This is a genomic window from Lacinutrix iliipiscaria (genome assembly GCF_042686125.1).
GTDB classification, from domain to species: domain Bacteria; phylum Bacteroidota; class Bacteroidia; order Flavobacteriales; family Flavobacteriaceae; genus Oceanihabitans; species Oceanihabitans iliipiscarium.
Genome location: NZ_JBHUOV010000005.1, coordinates 56,722 through 73,475 on the forward strand (window position 1 = coordinate 56,722; position 16,754 = coordinate 73,475).

The following is a 16,754-nucleotide window of genomic DNA, read 5'->3' on the forward strand; positions in this document are numbered from 1 at the left end:
AAAAGTAAAAGCCCTAGAACGCTTTTAGGGAAACATTCTAGGGTTTTATAAGCTATATGGCTAACAACAACATGTTATGAATGAAACCGTTGTTCTAGTTTTATAGCTTCAGGGAATAAAATATTATTTTCTAAATGTATGTGTAAGTGTAAATCTTTTTCAAATTCTTCTAGCATAGCATAAGTGACTTTATACGTGTTGCAAGCATCAGCTGGAGGATTATAGTTGTTAGTTAATTCTGCTATTTTTCTAAAGCGTTCGCCTTCGTTATCATGTTCTTGCATCATCATAGCAATTGGGTTTTCAACGGTTCCGAATTGTGGCGATTGCAAAGCTCCATTTTCAAGTTTTGCTTTTACCATTCTTTTTATAAAAGGGAAGAGCATAAGCTCCTCTTTTTTCATGTGAGCAGTTAATTCTCCTGCAGAAGCAGTAAACAGGTCATTAATTTTTAATAGCTCAGGATGTCTTCCTCCATGTACACGACAGAGTTTGTTTAAAAACTGATTCAATACAGGAATCTTTTCTTCTACATATCTATGGTGCTTTTTCTCAATATATTCAGCTAATAAATCTAATGGCCAAGATTTATAATCAATTGATTGACTGGTTGAAGAATTGATTACAGTTTCTAGTTCTTCCATTATAATATTACTATCAATTCCTTTTTTTTCGCAAGCGTCTTCAATAGTTCTGTTGCCATTACAACAAAAATCTATTTGATGTTTTGAAAAAATTGCAGCAGTTCTATAATCGTCAGCCACATATTGTCCGATTTGTTTTTTTGTGATTTTATCTAATGTATTCATAGTTTTGTTTATTTCGGATAAATTTATCCTATTTATAATTAAATTTTTTTAAACCTTTAAAAATGAGGCTCCAGATTTAATGTTTAATGCTAATTCTTCAAGATTTGTACTTTCTAACATCTCCTTGAGTTCTGTTCTTATTATTTTAAATTGATCATGAACTGGACAAGGATGATTTTCATTACAAGTTTGCAAACCTAAACCACAACCATTAAAAACAGTATTTCCATCTATAGCAATTACAATTTGAGACAATTTAATAGTTGCTATATCCTTTTTATCAATTTCAAAACCACCATAAGCGCCTTTAACTGAATTAATAATACCATGCCTCACTAAATCTTGTAAAATTTTTGCAGTAAAAGCTTGAGGAGAATCTATTTCTTTAGAAATTTCTTTAGGAGATACTCGTCTTCCTTCATACGAGTTTTTCGCAATAAAAATAGAAGCTCTAATTCCGTACTCACAAGCTTTTGAAAACATACTTTGGATTTATTACAACAAAGATAAAGAATTTTTATTAAGGATAAAATTATCTTAATTAAGATTTTAATGTTTGAATGCTTGAAAAATTCAAGCATTCAAACAAATCTTTAATTTAAAATTGTTCAATTAAGTAGTTAATTAAATCTGTTGTGGTCACAATGCCAACAAGGGTATTGTTTTCGATTACTGGTAAAGCATGAAATTCTTTTTTTGCTAAAATTTCTGCCACTTCTTTAATTGTGGTATGAGAGTTTACACTGATAAGATTTTTTGCCATGACTTGCTCTATAGTAAACATATTGTAAACGACTGTGTCAACATTTTCTTCTTCTTCATCAATAGCATCAGCAAAGCTAATTCTTAATAAGTCGGTGTAACTTAGCATGCCTATAATTTCATGACCACTCACTACAGGAATATGACGAATCTTATTTTTCTTAAATAACCGTTCTGCTGTTTCTAAGTCATCAGTATGATTTAAGGTAATAACATCTTTGGTCATAATTGATGAAACTGGTGTTCTTTTTTTCATAATCTTTAAGTTTTAATGATACATTAAAGATAGTTCAAAGACCCAAAAATAAATATGATAAATATCAGTTGAATTATACTAAATGATATTAATGACAATCAATGTTACTTGAAGCCACCTCTATAATTGGAGCAGGAGAGAGGTATGGAATACCTAACCCTAAACCACGAAGGATAAAAAGTAATCCGATAATCACCACAAACACAGGAATTGCTTTTGTAATACGTTGCTTAATTGTAGTATTTAAAAACTTGCCTAAATAAATTGCTGAGGTCATTAAAGGAATAGTGCCTAAACCAAACAAAGCCATATACGCACTCCCTTTTAAAGCGCTTCCTGTAGCTAAAGATGCAAAAACAGCCATGTAGACTAAACCACAGGGTAAAAAACCATTTAAAAAACCTATTGTTAAAAAAGTGTCTGCAGTTTTCTTTTTTAAAGCTTGACCTAACGCAGACTTTATTTTTGAAATGAACTTATAAATTGGTTTTGAGAAATTATAAGAATTAAATGTTTTCGTAGGAAGCAATATGGCAACAATCATTAAAATACCTATAATTATAGATAACTGCTGCTGTATTCCGAAGATATACAAGCTTTTTCCAACGAAACCAAAAACCAAACCTATAATCGCATAAGCAGACAAGCGTCCTAAATGGTAAGTGAAAATTTGAAAGACTTTTTTAGTAGAGTGGCTTCTATCTACAGGTAACATAAAGGCAATAGGACCACACATACCAATACAGTGAAAACTTCCTAATAAACCTAATATAAGTGCAGACCAAAGCATTTGCTTAAGAGTTTAGTTTAATAAACGATTTCTTTTTTGTAGAGATAAGATTTATCGTTAAATTCCCAATCGACTTTAATGTTCCATCGACCACCTAATAAACGTTTGTCAGGTATGAGCAAATTATGGTTTGACAAAGAAATTGGTATTTCAAAGTCAAATTGTTTGTTAGATGGTCTGTATAGGAACACTTTTCCTGTAATATTTTTATATTCTATATGTTTTGGAAACACAATTAGTAACCCTTCACTCGTTTTTTGCCAGCTAATGTTTTCAGGTAACGATTTCGCATTTTCTTCTTTATCAATCGCATTTTGGTACTCTAATTCTTGCGCGTAATAATCTTCGGTAACCAAATCATGATCATATTTATTGTTTGTATTCATTTTTATTATAAAAAACATAATAAAGCTGATAAAGCCTATAAAGGCAAGTACAATTCCTGTTCCCCAATTTAGTTTCATTTTTTCTATTTTTTTTATGGCATTACCCTTTTTCGCTTAACAGCTCAAAAGCGTCAGGCTTTCGCAACTCGCTCTTTTCAAGGAGCTCAGACATAGTGCTCAATCCTTAATGCAATTTTGTTTTAATTATAACTTCTTGGACCTAAAAAATTAACTGTGGTTGTTTCAATAAGCTTATCATCACTATACACTTCAATCATCAGTTTGTTTTTATCGCCTTTTAATTCACTTTTATCAATTTCAATAAATAATGTGCCTTCTGCTAAGCCTTGTTCTGGTACAGTAAAATTATTGGTCGTCGAAACCAGTTTAATTTCACCTTCATATTTTCGAAGTTTAAAGCTTACATTTTCAATAGTTTTAGTGGTTTTATTCACTAGTTTATAAGTAAACACGTTACTAATAATGTTGCCTTCTTTATGCTCGTATAATTGTCCAGGCAATCTTAAAACACGTGCTTCAACATCATTTCTAAGTAGCATCATACCACTTAAAACACCTAAAAGAATGACTAATACAGCAATATAGCCTTTCATTCTTGCGGTTAATTTAAAGGTCTCCTTCTTTTCAATTTCATCTTCACTGGCATAACGAATCAAGCCTTTTGGTAAGTTGATACTTTCCATAATATGGTCGCATTCGTCAATACAAGCTGTACAATTTACACATTCTAACTGTGTTCCATTTCTAATATCTATTCCAGTTGGACACACATGCACACATTGTAAACAATCAATACAATCGCCATGACCAAGAGCTTTTCTATCTTCATTTTTTCTAAACTTCTTTCGTCCTTTATCGCCTTCACCTCTAACATGGTCATAAGCCACAATAATAGATTTGTTATCTAAAAGTACACCTTGTAAGCGACCATAAGGACATGCGATAATGCACACTTGTTCTCTAAACCATGCAAATACAAAATAGAAAACAGCCGTAAATATAACAAGAGGAAAGAGCGTGCCTAAATGCTCTGAAGGACCATCGGTAATATATTTCAAGAGTTTGTCGCTTCCTATTAAATAGGCAAGAAATACATTCGCAATAATAAAAGAAATGACTAAAAAGATAAACCATTTTAAAAGGCGCTTTCTAATTTTCTCTGCGTCCCATTTTTGTCGGTCTAATTTTCGTTGTTTATTTCGGTCGCCATCAATCCAGTATTCAATTCTGCGAAATACCATTTCTAAAAAAATGGTTTGCGGACAAATCCATCCGCAAAAAATACGCCCAAAACTAACTGTAAATAAAGCAATAAATACAACACCAATAATCATTGAGATTACAAATAAATGGAAGTCTTGCGGCCAAAACGGAAACCCAAAAATATTAAAGCGACGTTCTAGAACATTAAACATTAAAAACTGATTCCCATTTATTTTTATAAAAGGAGTAACCACCAAAAAAGCCAATAGGATATAGCTTACGATTTTGCGTTTTTCGTAGTATGTTCCGCTTGGTTTTTTAGGATAAACCCAAGCACGTTTGCCATCTTCGGTAAGTGTTCCGATAGAATCTCTAAAAGTTTCGTTTCCTGGTGTTTCCAATGTTTTGTTTTTATTGTATGTTGTAAATCAATACAGTTTTATTATGTTTCTGTAGTTGTTTCAGTTACATCTTATTCGTCTTCCCATATATCACCTTCAGCAGGTTTAGGCTCTGCAGGAGTAGTACCTTGAAACTGTAAAACATAACTTGACACTTGTGCCATTTCTGCGGGCTTTAAAAGTGTTTTCCATGCGATCATTCCTTTGCCATCACGACCACCTTCAGAAACTGTTTTAAACACATTTTTAATACCTCCACCTAAAATCCAGTGTTTGTCGGTTAGATTTGGTCCAATTCCACCACCACCATCAGCTTTATGACAAGCGACGCAATTTTCAGCAAATATTTTTTGTCCATTTTTTAAATCTGAAGCTTCAGTTAATAATTCAACCGTATTAAAATCGACTAAATCTTTAGCAGTTTTCTTATAATTTTCGATATCAATTTTTGCTTGTGCGTATTCAGTTTCTAATTCATCATATTGATTAGTTCCATTAAAAACATGAAATCGTGCAAGATAAATTACAGCAAAAACAATAGACGCATAAAAACTCCATATCCACCAAGGTGGTAAATTATTATCAAGCTCTTTAATACCATCATAATTGTGGTCTAAAATAATTTCATGTTCTTCCTGTATAGGTTTAGAACCTAAAAGCTTAGTATAGGTCTTTTTTATCCAAGTAATAAATTTTGATGATTTTGCTTTTTGGCTATTGTAACGTGCTTTAGCTTCTTCGCTAAGACTTTGATATAAAATATTATCCATAGAACCCACAATAGCTTCTGTAGCAATTAGAATAAGAAGCACTAATAATAAGAACAACATAATGATAGGTTGTTCCATAAATGCAGGTTTATTACCAGAATCTATAAAATACTCTACAAGTCCGAAGATGATAAAAAATACGATAGGTACTCTTACCCAAGATGGTATAAAATTTTTCATAGCTCTGTTTGGTTTTGGTTATCTAGTGGTATGTTGCTTACGGTTTTTATATAATCTTTTTTGGCAGTAAAAACCCACCAAAATAAGACCACGAAAAAGATAAAAAAGATAAGTAAGGATATGATTGGATATATTTCTATTCCAGAAATACTATCCATATGATTTTTTACAAATTTTAGCATGATGTTAGTTATTAGTGGTTTCTAAATCTTTTACTTTTATGTCTGTTCCTAAGCGTTGTAAATAAGCTATTACAGCAACAATTTCACGATTACGCATTTCAATAAACTCTGCGCCACCAGCTTTTTTATCAGCTTCATAAGTTTCTACAAAATCAGGATCTGTATATAAGTTTTTCTCAATTTGAGTTCCTTGTTCCAACATGGCTTGTTGTGCGTTGGCAATGTCTTCATCTGTGTAAGGCACTCCAAGTGAAACCATAGCTTTCATTTTAGTTTCAGTATTCGATTTGTCTAATTCGTTTTTAATTAACCATTGATACGCTGGCATAATTGAGCCCGAAGAGGTGCTTTGCGGATCGTACATGTGGTTTAAGTGCCAATTATCGGAATACTTGCCACCAACGCGATGTAAATCTGGACCAGTACGTTTACTTCCCCAAAGGAAAGGATGGTCATAAACATATTCGCCAGCTTTAGAATATTCGCCATAGCGTTCAACTTCACTTCTAAACGGACGAATCATTTGCGAGTGACAACTTACACAGCCTTCACGAATATAAATATCACGACCTTCCAGCTCAAGAGGTGTATAAGGTTTGACACTACTAATTGTTGGTATATTTGATTTTACCATAATGGTTGGTACAATCTGAACAATACCACCAATTAAAATTGCAATAGTCGCGTAGATAGTTAATTTTATTGGCTTACGCTCTAACCATGTATGCCAACCTTCACCAGAAGTTCTTCGTTTAGAAACATTCTGTAATGCAGGAGCTTCAGCTAATTCATCCGTAACTTTTTGTCCATTTTTAATAGTTACAATTACATTATAGACCAGAATTAACATACCAGTAATATAAAGTGTTCCACCAATGGCACGCATCCAATACATTGGCATAATTTCGGTAACTGTTTCTAAGAAGTTTCCGTAAACTAAAGTGCCATCAGGATTAAATTGTTTCCACATACTTGCTTGTGTGAAACCTGCAACATACATTGGTAAAGCATATAAGATAATACCTAATGTACCTACCCAAAAGTGAAAATTAGCAAGTCCTGTAGAGTATAATTTAGTTTTAAATAATTTCGGAATTAAATAGTAAATCATTCCAAAAGTAAGGAAGCCGTTCCACGCTAGCGCACCAACATGAACGTGAGCGATAATCCAATCGGTAAAATGACCAATGGCATTTACATTTTTCAGCGAAAGAAGAGGACCTTCAAAAGTTGCCATTCCATAACCAGTAATCGCAACCACCATAAATTTTAAAACAGGATCTGTACGTACTTTATCCCAAGCACCACGAAGCGTTAGTAAACCATTTATCATTCCACCCCAAGACGGCATTAATAGCATTACAGAAAACGCAACACCTAAATTTTGAGCCCATTCTGGAAGCGCAGTATATAATAAATGATGTGGTCCAGCCCAAATATAAATAAAGATTAACGACCAGAAATGAATAATAGAAAGGCGATAAGAGTAGACAGGTCTATTAGCTGCTTTAGGGACAAAATAATACATCAATCCTAAAAAAGGTGTCGTTAAGAAAAACGCCACAGCATTATGACCATACCACCATTGTACTAAAGCATCTTGTACACCAGCATACACCGAATAACTCTTCATGGCACTAACTGGAAGTTCTAAACTGTTGAAAATATGAAGTACAGCAACCGTTACAAACGTGGCAATATAGAACCAAATGGCCACGTATAAATGACGTTGTCTACGTTTGAGTATTGTCCATATCATATTGACACCAAAAGCAACCCAGATAAGTGCTATAGCAATATCAAAAGGCCATTCTAATTCTGCATATTCTTTTGATGTTGTGTAGCCTAAAGGTAAAGTTATTGCTGCTCCAACAATAATTAATTGCCAACCCCAAAAGTTAATATTGCTTAATAAATCACTAGCCATTCTAGCTTTAAGTAAGCGTTGTAGTGAATAATAAACACCAGCAAAAATGGCATTCCCTACAAAGGCAAAAATAACAGCATTGGTATGCAATGGTCTTAAACGTCCAAAACTTAACCATGAGATGCCATCGGTTAAATTTGGAAACATAAACATAAATGCTAGTAGTAAGCCTATAGACATACCTACAACTCCCCAAAGTATAGTTGCGTAGAGGAATTTTTTAACGATTTTATTATCGTAATAGAATTGTTGTACTTCCATAATAATTAATTAGTCTTTTTGGTTTTTAATGATGGTTTTGGTTGCTCTTTAACGAGTTCGTCTTCAAAAAGCATTCTAACGGAAGGCGTATAGCTATCGTCGTATTGTCCGTTTTTTACAGCTATGATAAAAGCGATAAAAAAAATGACAGCAACAATAATGCTGATAATCAATAACATATATATAACACTCATACCTATTAGAAGTTATGTTTCAAAATTACACTAGAGTTGGTTCTTAAAACATGATAAAAATCATGTTTGGAATTTTATTTAGTTAACACGCTTAATTGTAAGTGCTTTACTTTAATTTTTTGCCTAAAAAGTTAGTTGCAACGGTTGTAAATACAACCACGCTAATAGAACTTAAAGGCATTAGAATTGCTGCAATTACTGGTGCTAATTGTCCTGTAACTGCAAAATAGAGTCCAATACTGTTATATATAAACGATAGTATAAAACTCCATTTTATTATTTTTATAGCTTTTTTTGAAGCCTTTATATATTTTCCAATTTGATTAAATTTTGAAGCCTCTAAAATAGCATCACATGCAGGAGAAAATACATTCACATTTTCTGAAATCGAAATACCAACATCACTTTGTGCTAAAGCTCCAGCATCATTAAGTCCGTCTCCAATCATTAACACTTTAGCACCTTCTGTTTGGTGGTATTTGATGTAATCTAATTTATCGTTTGGTGTCTGATTAAAAATCAGCTTTGTTTTTGTAGGTAAAAGCTTTTTTAAGTTTTCTAATTCGCCTTCATTATCTCCAGATAAAATCACCAAATCATATTGTTTTTTTAGGCTATTAAAAAGTTTAGACAACCCTTTTCTATAACTATTGTAAAAAGTAAATTTCCCCTTATAAATATTATTAGCACTAATATGTACTGCTGTGTTTAAAACAGAGGAGTCTTGTATCTGCCCAACAAATTGAGATGATCCAATTTTTATAGTCTCATCATTATGAGAAGCTTCAATACCTTGTCCCAAATGTTCTTCAAAATGATTTAAAGTAATAATATTATGGTCTTCAAGGAGATCATATAAACTTCTACTTAATGGATGATTAGAGCCTCGAAGTGTGTTTTTTAGTAATGTTTCTTCGGAAGCTGATAAGTCTTCACCTTCATAAGTAGCAGTACTTTTTTTGTTAGAAGTAATCGTTCCAGTTTTATCAAAAATTATTGTATTTATTGCTGCTAACTGTTCAATTACTGAAGCGTTTTTCACATAAAACTTAAGCTTTCCGAAGATGCGAAGTAAATTTCCAAAAGTAAAAGGTGCAGATAAAGCAATCGCACAAGGGCAAGCAATTATAAGAACAGCAGTAAATACATTTAAGGCCTTTGAAGCATCATAAAAGAGCCAAAATAGAGTAGAGATGAAGGCTATACATAACACGACAATAGTAAAACGTTTACTAATATTATTCGTTAAGGTTGTAAAGCTATCTTCTTTATTTTTATTGAACACATCGTTACTCCATAATTGAGTGAGGTAGCTTTGTTCTACCGATTTTAAAACTTCCATTTCAATGATGCCAGAGGTTTGTTTTCCGCCAGCGAAGAGTTTATCTCCAGACTGTTTTGAAACCGTTTCAGATTCACCAGTGACAAAACTATAATCAATTTTTGCTTTTCCATTTATGAGGATGCCATCAACAGGAATAAGTTCTTCATTTCGTATTAATAAACGATCTCCTTTTGTAATATCATAAACTTGAATTGGCTTTTCTTCACCATTAGCATCAATTTTTGTGACAGCTATTGGAAAATAGGATTTATAGTCACGTTCAAATGACAAAAAAGAATAGGTTTTTTGTTGAAAAAATTTCCCTAATAAAAGGAAGAAAACTAATCCTGTTAAGCTATCAAAGAACCCTGAACCAAAATCAAAACTAATATCGACTGTGCTTCTTAAAAAAAGTACAGAAATACCTAACGCAATTGGCACATCGATATTTAAAAGATTTGAGCGTAAACCTTTATAAGCTGATATAAAATAATCTTGAGCAGCGTAGAACACTACAGGAATAGAAAACGCAAACATGAGCCAACGAAATAGGTGTTTGTATTGCTCTAACCAGAATTCACCAACTTCAAAATACTCTGGAAAAGATAAAAACATGACATTTCCAAAAGCAAATCCAGCAACACCTAATTTATAAATTAAACTGCGGTTTATCTGTTGTTTGCCAGTTTTATAATCATCTAAAGAGATATAAGGCTCATAACCAATGGCGCTTAATAAAAGCACAAGTTCTTTTAAAGAATAGGTCGTTGTATTATAGGTCACACGTACATTTTTCTTCCCAAAATTAACTTGAGATGATGAAATATCTGGATGCAGTTTGTTGAGGTTTTCTAAAATCCAAATGCAAGAACTGCAATGAATATGAGGTATAAAAAGCGTGACGATTTGTATGTTTTCATCATTAAACTCAATAAGTTTTTCAATGATGTTTGCATTTGATAAAAAATCATATTTCCCAGCAATCTCTTTAGGGATAGCACCAGGAGATGATTGTAAATCGTAGTAGCATGTTAAATCATTTTCAGAAAAAATCTCATAGACTGTTTTGCAACCATTACAACAGAATAATTTGTCTTGAAATGTGATAGCTGTTTGCTTACAAGAATCACCACAGTGGAAACAAGAAGACTTGTCCATAATATTTGCTCATTTATACCTGTAACAAAAGTCACAAAACAACTGCTTTTAAAATATGATATTTGTCATGTTTTATTTATTTTTACACAACACCACGACAATATGAGTAAGTGCGAGCAATGTATTATTAAGCAATTTAATTCTTTAAAAGCATTAACGAGAGAAGAGCTTCTAAGGATATCAGGCTGTAAAGTGTCAAGATCTATAAAAAAAGGAGAGCTCATTTTTGAAGAGGGTGAAACTTTAAATGGTGTTTTTTGCATTAAAGATGGTGTCTGTAAACTCTCTAAATTAAGTGCTAACGGTAAAGATCAAATCGTAAAATTAGTAGTTAAAGGCGATTTGCTTGGTCAGCGTTCTTTGATAGGAAATGAATCAGCTAATTTAAGTGCTATAGCCTTAAATGATATGGAGGTTTGCTTTATACCCAAAAGTGAAATTATTAGCGATTTACAAAAAAACTCTAATTTCTCGATGGATATTTTGCAAAAAATGGCACATGATTTAAAAGATGCAGATAATGGTATTGTAAATATGGCGCAAAAGTCTGTAAAACAGCGATTAGCTGATAGCTTAATATATATTCATGATCATTTTGGAACTACTAAAGATGATTATTTGAGTGTCGTATTATCCAGAGAAGATTATGCTAATATTGTTGGAACTGCAACAGAATCTGCGATAAGAATTTTATCTCAATTTAAGAAAGACGGTTTAATCTCTACTTCAGGGAAACAAATTAGAATTAAAAATATTGAAGGATTAAAGCGTATTGAATAAAACCAAACGTAGCGTTTTACTAATTATTTCTGCTTTTAATATTGGCATTACAGAGTTTTATGATTTCAGAAATTCGTTTTTCTCTGGTAGCCTCTCTTTTGGCTTGTTTAAGCCAATACAAATAACTTTTTCTATACGAAGGTGAAAAATTAAGATAGTTGTTATAAGCGACTTTATTTTTATTGAACTCTTTTTGTAAGTCTTTAGGAATCAATCCTTTTTCAACATCATCTAAAGCAGTCCATGAACCATTAGATTTTCCAATTTTAATGATTTCTAGTCCGCTTTTATGTATGAGTTTTGACGTGATAAGTTCTTCGATATATTTTTTGTTTAAAGCGCTCCAAACACTTTTTGGTTTTCTTTTGCAGAAGTATTGCCTGCGTTTTCCTTGACCTAAACTTTTAACTGTAGAGTCAATCCACCCAAAACATAATGCGACTTTTACGGCTTCTTCCCAACGCATAGTTGGAACATTTAATTCAAGTTTGTAAAAAATAAGATAAACACCATCTGAGTCTTCATGATTTTGAAGTAACCAATCATACCAATCTGTATCACGATGAAAATAGAGCTCAGGTTTTTCCAAGGCTTTTAGAGTTGTTTATTTTTTATATAAAAATCCGGATCTATTTTTATGGTATCACTATTAATTGGAATAGCTTGCCACTTAGATTTTGGATAGAGCCATTGTTCTTTACTATCTAATGTTATTAGAATAGGCATATCAAATCCTTCAACAATTGTTGTCCAGCGATAATTTAACTGTCCATTTTTTATTTCATATTCTAAAGTTGGAATTCGTGTATCTCTTAAGTACTGATTAAAAAACTCGGTTAAATCAATACCTGTTTGCTGACTCAAATAGTCTTCTATTTGTTGAGTAGTCACTGTTTGGTGGTAGAATGTTGAGTTTAAACCACGTAAAATTTGACGCCATTTTTCATCATCTTCTATAAGCTGACGTAATGTATGCAACATATTAGCACCTTTATAGTACATATCACTTGAACCTTCTTTATTCACATTATAATGACCAATAAGTGGTCTATCGTTTTGAATCATTTTTCGAGTTCCAATAACATACTCAGCTGAAGCTTCTTTGCCATAATAATAATCAAGAAATAAATTTTCTGAATAGGCAGTAAAGCCTTCATGGATCCACATATCTGCAATATCTTTATTCGTGATGTTATTGGCAAACCATTCATGTCCAGCTTCATGTATAATGATAAAATCGAATTTCATTCCCCAGCCAGTACGTGATAAATCATGACCTAGATACCCTTTTTTATACTCATTTCCGTAGGTGACTGAACTTTGATGCTCCATACCTAAATAAGGAACTTCAACCAATTTAAAGCCATCTTCATAAAAAGGATAAGGTCCAAACCAATGTTCGAAGGCTTTCATCATCTTTGGCGCATCTTTAAAATGCTCTTTAGCTTTATCTAAATGATCGCGTAAAACATAATAATCTAAATCTAAGTCCCCTTTTTCGCCAGGATATATTTCAGAGAAATGAACATAATCGCCAATATTTACATTCACACCATAATTATTAATCGGATTGTTGACAAACCAATGAGAGGTTACAGTCTGGTCATTATTTTCAACTAAAGCTCTAAGTTTTCCATTAGAAACATTAGTAAGACCTTTTGGAATGGTGGCACTAATGAGCATACTATCTACTTCATCATACATGTGGTCTTTATTTGGCCACCAAACACTCGCGCCAAGTCCTTGACATGAGGTTGCTATAAAGTGATTTCCATTACTGTCTTTTTTCCATGAAAAGCCTCCATCCCATGGAGCACGAATAGCTTCTTTTGGCGTACCTTCATAAAATGCTTCTACGGAATAAATACGACCAACGACTTGTGCTTCGTCTAAAGAAATAAAATGCGCATTGCCATCATGTCTAATATGTAATTCTTTACCATTTTGAGTCACCTTTGTGAGTTCTAAAGGCGATTGTAAATCAATTTGAAGAGTCTTTTGGTTTTTTAAAACGCGATAGTTTATTGTGTTTTTTCCAGAAATTCTTTTCGTTTCTGGGTTAACTTTAACATCTAAATGATAATACGTTAAGTCCCACCACGCACGTTCAGGAGTTATAGTACCTCGTATGGTGTCTTGGCGTGTAAAGTTGGTTTTCTCCTGTAATAAAGCCTGAGCACTTATAGTAATAATTGAAGAGCAAATAAATAAAATAGATAAAAACGTTTTCATGAAAATAATTTGATACTAAATTAATGAAAATAAAAAAGCCGTTTCAATTTGAAACGACTTTTTAACTTCTAACTAAACTTAATTTTACTAAAAACAGTATTTGTTTTCTGCTTTTACTTTTTCTGCGATTTCGTTTCTTAAATCTACTATATCTGGATAGTTGGCATATTTAGTAAAACGTTTTAATCCCATTAGCATCATACGTTGTTCGTCGCCTTCAGCGAATGAAATGATGCTTTCTTTTCCTCTTTTCTCAATAATATCAACAGCATGATATAAATATAATTTAGCCATTGCTATTTGAGCAGATTGAGCGTCTTCGCCAAAGCGCTTTGCATTTTTTTCAGTTCTTAATATTGTAGACTCAGCCATATAAATTTCAATTAATATGTCTGAAGCTGCCATTAATAATTGTTGGTGTTCTTCTAGGTCTGGACCAAATTTTTGAACAGCACCACCAGCAACCATTAAGAATGTTTTCTTTAATTTCTTAATCATCTCTTTTTCTTCTGAAAATAATTCAGAGTAATCTGGTGTATCAAAAGAAGGAATACCCATTAATTCGTTTTGTACTTCTTGAGCTGGGCCCAATAAATCGATATGCCCTTTCATGGCTTTTTTAACTAGCATACCAACAGAAAGCATTCTGTTAATTTCGTTCGTACCTTCATAAATACGAGCAATTCTAGAGTCTCTCCAGGCAGCTTCCATAGGTGTTTCTTCAGAGAATCCCATGCCACCAAAAATTTGAATCCCTTCATCTGTACAATTTTGAACATCTTCAGAAACTGCTACTTTTAAAATAGAACATTCAATAGCATATTCTTCAACACCTTTTAATTCGGCTTCTTGGTGAGAATTACCAGCAGCTTCACGTAAAGCAATACGATCTTCTATATTTTTTGATGCTCTATAAGTTGCAGATTCTCCTGCATAAGTATTTGTTGCCATTTCAGCAATTTTCAACTTTATAGCTCCAAAATCCGAAATCGGTGTTTTAAACTGTTTACGTTCATTAGCATATTGAACACCTAAACTTGTAACTCTTCTTTGCGAATCTAGACAAGCAGCAGCTAATTTTATACGTCCTACATTTAAGGCGTTCATAGCAATTTTAAAACCTTCACCACGACCAGCTAGCATGTTTTCAACAGGGACAACCGTATCGTTAAAAAAGACTTGGCGTGTAGATGAAGCGCGAATACCTAGTTTATGCTCTTCTTCACCTAAAGTGATTCCGTTAGGGTTTTCACTATCATATTCTATAATAAAACCAGTAATATTTTTATCATTTTCTATACGAGCAAAAACAATCATCAAACTACAGAAACCTGCATTTGAGATCCACATTTTCTGTCCGTTAATTTTATAAGATTTACCATCAGCTGAAAGTTCAGCAGTTGTTTTACCAGAATTTGCATCACTACCAGCACTAGGTTCTGTTAAGCAATATGATCCAAACCATTCTCCAGAGGCTAACTTAGGAACATATTTTTGTTTTTGTTCTTCTGTTCCATAGAGTGTAATTGGCATCGTTCCTATTCCAGTATGCGCACCAAAAGCAGTACTAAGAGAACCAGTTCCACTAGAGATATAATCACAAGTTAAAACTGTAGACACAAAGCCCATTCCTAATCCACCATACGCTTCAGGAACAGCAACGCCTAAAAACCCTAGTTGTCCAGCTTTGACCATACACTCTTCTGTAAGCGCATAATCTTTAGCTTCAAAGCGTGCTTTATGTGGAATCACCTCACGATCTGTAAATTCCATTACAGCTTCTTTCATCATTTTTTGTTCTTCCGAAAAATCTTCAGGAGTAAACACATCTTCACATTTCGTTTCTTTAACTAAGAATTGACCTCCACGTAAGATGTCTTTTTCTGTTGCTTCCATTTTTATATAATTGTATTAAGTTTTTTTAGTTTAAAAATTCAAATATTCCACAGGCACCTTGACCAGTACCAACACACATGGTTACTGCGCCGTATTTACCTTTCATATCACGTTTTCGCATTTCATCAAATAGCTGTACGGATAATTTAGCGCCAGTACAACCTAAAGGATGTCCTAATGCAATAGCTCCACCATTCACATTAATAATGTCTGGGTTTAAATCTAATTCGCGGATAACTGCTAAAGATTGAGAAGCAAAAGCTTCGTTTAATTCGATTAAGCCTAAATCCGATTGTTGTAAGCCCGCTTGTTTTAATGCTTTTGGAATGGCTTTAACAGGTCCAATTCCCATGATACGTGGTTCTACACCAGCAGCTGCATAATTTACCATTCTAGCAATAGGTTGCAGTCCTAATTCTTTAACCATATCTTCACTCATAACCATTACAAACGCTGCACCATCACTCATTTGTGAAGAGTTTCCTGCAGTAACGCTTCCGCCAGCAGCAAATACTGGGCGTAATTTCGCAAGAGCTTCTTTATTAGTTCCCGCACGAGGACCTTCATCTTTAGTTACTGTATATGATTTTGTAGTTTTTTTTCCGTTAGCATCAATATAAGTTTGTTCAACTTCTATAGGAACAATTTGCTCTTGAAAACGATTTTCAGCCTGAGCTTTTAACGCTTTCATATGTGAGTTATAGGCAAATTCATCTTGGTCTTCACGAGATACTTTAAACTGTTTTGCAACAGCTTCAGCAGTATTTCCCATTCCCCAATAATAATCTTCATGACCAGCTTTTACAATGGCGTCGTAATTTAATTCAGGTTTAAAACCAGTCATTGGTACAGAACTCATGCTTTCAGCACCACCAGCAATTATACAATCTGCCATTCCTGCTTGAATTTTTGCGGTTGCCATACCAATTGTTTCTACTCCAGAAGAGCAAAAACGATTTACTGTTACACCAGGAACATCAATAACTTCTAATCCCATTAAAGAAATTAAGCGTGCCATATTTAAACCTTGAGAGCCTTCTGGCATAGCGTTACCTACGATAACATCATCAATACGTTTAGGGTCTAAATCTGGCAATTCCTTCATCATGTATTTGATGGTTTCTGCCGCTAATTCATCAGTTCTTTTAAAACGGAAGACACCTTTAGGTGCTTTACCTACTGCTGTTCTATATGCTTTTACTATATATGCTGTTTTCATTTT

At 33.2% G+C, this 16,754-nt stretch carries 16 protein-coding genes; 1 reads left to right on the plus strand and 15 read right to left on the minus strand.

Going from position 1 to position 16,754, the window contains the following annotated elements; translation table 11 throughout:
• Positions 1-74 precede the first annotated feature (74 nt).
• The 11 genes from ric to ACFS5M_RS10030 form a co-directional block, all read right to left on the minus strand.
• Entirely contained in the window at positions 75-809 is a 735-nt protein-coding gene (ric, locus tag ACFS5M_RS09980) for an iron-sulfur cluster repair di-iron protein (protein WP_183489712.1), read from the minus strand.
• A 48-nt stretch (positions 810-857) separates the two neighbouring features.
• Positions 858-1,292, minus strand: coding sequence for an RrF2 family transcriptional regulator (locus tag ACFS5M_RS09985; protein ID WP_183489714.1), 435 nt, complete (start codon positions 1,290-1,292; stop codon positions 858-860).
• Between the two features lie 115 nt (positions 1,293-1,407).
• Positions 1,408-1,827: a CBS domain-containing protein gene (locus ACFS5M_RS09990; protein WP_183489717.1), complete on the minus strand. Its 420-nt coding sequence runs from the start codon at positions 1,825-1,827 to the stop codon at positions 1,408-1,410.
• A gap of 88 nt (positions 1,828-1,915) precedes the next feature.
• Positions 1,916-2,617, minus strand: a complete 702-nt coding sequence (locus ACFS5M_RS09995) for a sulfite exporter TauE/SafE family protein (protein WP_183489720.1) — start codon at positions 2,615-2,617, stop codon at positions 1,916-1,918.
• A 17-nt stretch (positions 2,618-2,634) separates the two neighbouring features.
• A complete protein-coding gene (locus ACFS5M_RS10000) occupies positions 2,635-3,081 on the minus strand; it encodes a FixH family protein (RefSeq protein ID WP_183489723.1) in 447 nt (148 codons plus the stop codon).
• A 122-nt stretch (positions 3,082-3,203) separates the two neighbouring features.
• On the minus strand, positions 3,204-4,628 hold the full coding sequence (gene ccoG, locus ACFS5M_RS10005) for a cytochrome c oxidase accessory protein CcoG (RefSeq protein WP_183489726.1): 1,425 nt from the start codon (positions 4,626-4,628) through the stop codon (positions 3,204-3,206).
• A 71-nt stretch (positions 4,629-4,699) separates the two neighbouring features.
• Entirely contained in the window at positions 4,700-5,578 is an 879-nt protein-coding gene (locus tag ACFS5M_RS10010) for a cbb3-type cytochrome c oxidase N-terminal domain-containing protein (protein WP_183489729.1), read from the minus strand.
• On the minus strand, positions 5,575-5,760 hold the full coding sequence (locus ACFS5M_RS10015; RefSeq protein ID WP_379898726.1) for a CcoQ/FixQ family Cbb3-type cytochrome c oxidase assembly chaperone: 186 nt from the start codon (positions 5,758-5,760) through the stop codon (positions 5,575-5,577). The genes ACFS5M_RS10010 and ACFS5M_RS10015 overlap by 4 nt, the downstream gene beginning before the upstream one ends.
• Positions 5,761-5,764: 4 nt before the next feature.
• Positions 5,765-7,948 carry a cytochrome-c oxidase, cbb3-type subunit I gene (ccoN, locus tag ACFS5M_RS10020; RefSeq protein ID WP_183489732.1) on the minus strand — a complete coding sequence of 728 codons (2,184 nt, stop codon included), beginning with the start codon at positions 7,946-7,948 and terminating at the stop codon, positions 5,765-5,767.
• A 5-nt stretch (positions 7,949-7,953) separates the two neighbouring features.
• Complete coding sequence (gene ccoS, locus ACFS5M_RS10025) at positions 7,954-8,142, minus strand: cbb3-type cytochrome oxidase assembly protein CcoS (RefSeq protein WP_183489735.1); 189 nt, start codon at positions 8,140-8,142, stop codon at positions 7,954-7,956.
• A 106-nt stretch (positions 8,143-8,248) separates the two neighbouring features.
• Positions 8,249-10,624 (minus strand): heavy metal translocating P-type ATPase, encoded by a 2,376-nt coding sequence (locus ACFS5M_RS10030; protein WP_183489738.1) that lies wholly within the window; start codon positions 10,622-10,624, stop codon positions 8,249-8,251.
• 102 nt (positions 10,625-10,726) lie between these two features.
• On the opposite strand from ACFS5M_RS10030, the gene ACFS5M_RS10035 reads away from it, so the two are divergent.
• The gene (locus tag ACFS5M_RS10035) at positions 10,727-11,404 is read left to right on the plus strand and encodes a Crp/Fnr family transcriptional regulator (protein ID WP_183489741.1); all 678 of its coding nucleotides are present in this window, start codon (positions 10,727-10,729) and stop codon (positions 11,402-11,404) included.
• A 19-nt stretch (positions 11,405-11,423) separates the two neighbouring features.
• On the opposite strand, the gene ACFS5M_RS10040 is transcribed toward ACFS5M_RS10035, so the two are convergent.
• The 4 genes from ACFS5M_RS10040 to ACFS5M_RS10055 form a co-directional block, all read right to left on the minus strand.
• The gene (locus ACFS5M_RS10040; RefSeq protein WP_183489744.1) at positions 11,424-11,993 is read right to left on the minus strand and encodes a YdeI/OmpD-associated family protein; all 570 of its coding nucleotides are present in this window, start codon (positions 11,991-11,993) and stop codon (positions 11,424-11,426) included.
• Between the two features lie 5 nt (positions 11,994-11,998).
• On the minus strand, positions 11,999-13,636 hold the full coding sequence (locus ACFS5M_RS10045) for a M1 family metallopeptidase (protein ID WP_183489747.1): 1,638 nt from the start codon (positions 13,634-13,636) through the stop codon (positions 11,999-12,001).
• Positions 13,637-13,723: 87 nt separating this feature from the next.
• Positions 13,724-15,532 (minus strand): acyl-CoA dehydrogenase family protein, encoded by a 1,809-nt coding sequence (locus ACFS5M_RS10050; RefSeq protein WP_183489750.1) that lies wholly within the window; start codon positions 15,530-15,532, stop codon positions 13,724-13,726.
• 25 nt (positions 15,533-15,557) lie between these two features.
• Positions 15,558-16,751, minus strand: coding sequence for an acetyl-CoA C-acyltransferase (locus tag ACFS5M_RS10055; protein WP_183489753.1), 1,194 nt, complete (start codon positions 16,749-16,751; stop codon positions 15,558-15,560).
• Positions 16,752-16,754: the final 3 nt, after the last annotated feature.

Bases quoted from the DNA above. Each gene is read 5' to 3' on its own strand.
- ric (WP_183489712.1), bottom strand. From the start codon at position 809: ATGAATACATTAGATAAAATCACAAAAAAACAAATCGGACAATATGTG.
- ACFS5M_RS09985 (WP_183489714.1), bottom strand. From the start codon at position 1,292: ATGTTTTCAAAAGCTTGTGAGTACGGAATTAGAGCTTCTATTTTTATT.
- ACFS5M_RS09990 (WP_183489717.1), bottom strand. From the start codon at position 1,827: ATGAAAAAAAGAACACCAGTTTCATCAATTATGACCAAAGATGTTATT.
- ACFS5M_RS09995 (WP_183489720.1), bottom strand. From the start codon at position 2,617: ATGCTTTGGTCTGCACTTATATTAGGTTTATTAGGAAGTTTTCACTGT.
- ACFS5M_RS10000 (WP_183489723.1), bottom strand. From the start codon at position 3,081: ATGAAACTAAATTGGGGAACAGGAATTGTACTTGCCTTTATAGGCTTT.
- ACFS5M_RS10010 (WP_183489729.1), bottom strand. From the start codon at position 5,578: ATGAAAAATTTTATACCATCTTGGGTAAGAGTACCTATCGTATTTTTT.
- ACFS5M_RS10015 (WP_379898726.1), bottom strand. From the start codon at position 5,760: ATGCTAAAATTTGTAAAAAATCATATGGATAGTATTTCTGGAATAGAA.
- ccoN (WP_183489732.1), bottom strand. From the start codon at position 7,948: ATGGAAGTACAACAATTCTATTACGATAATAAAATCGTTAAAAAATTC.
- ccoS (WP_183489735.1), bottom strand. From the start codon at position 8,142: ATGAGTGTTATATATATGTTATTGATTATCAGCATTATTGTTGCTGTC.
- ACFS5M_RS10030 (WP_183489738.1), bottom strand. From the start codon at position 10,624: ATGGACAAGTCTTCTTGTTTCCACTGTGGTGATTCTTGTAAGCAAACA.
- ACFS5M_RS10035 (WP_183489741.1), top strand. From the start codon at position 10,727: ATGAGTAAGTGCGAGCAATGTATTATTAAGCAATTTAATTCTTTAAAA.
- ACFS5M_RS10045 (WP_183489747.1), bottom strand. From the start codon at position 13,636: ATGAAAACGTTTTTATCTATTTTATTTATTTGCTCTTCAATTATTACT.
- ACFS5M_RS10050 (WP_183489750.1), bottom strand. From the start codon at position 15,532: ATGGAAGCAACAGAAAAAGACATCTTACGTGGAGGTCAATTCTTAGTT.
- ACFS5M_RS10055 (WP_183489753.1), bottom strand. From the start codon at position 16,751: ATGAAAACAGCATATATAGTAAAAGCATATAGAACAGCAGTAGGTAAA.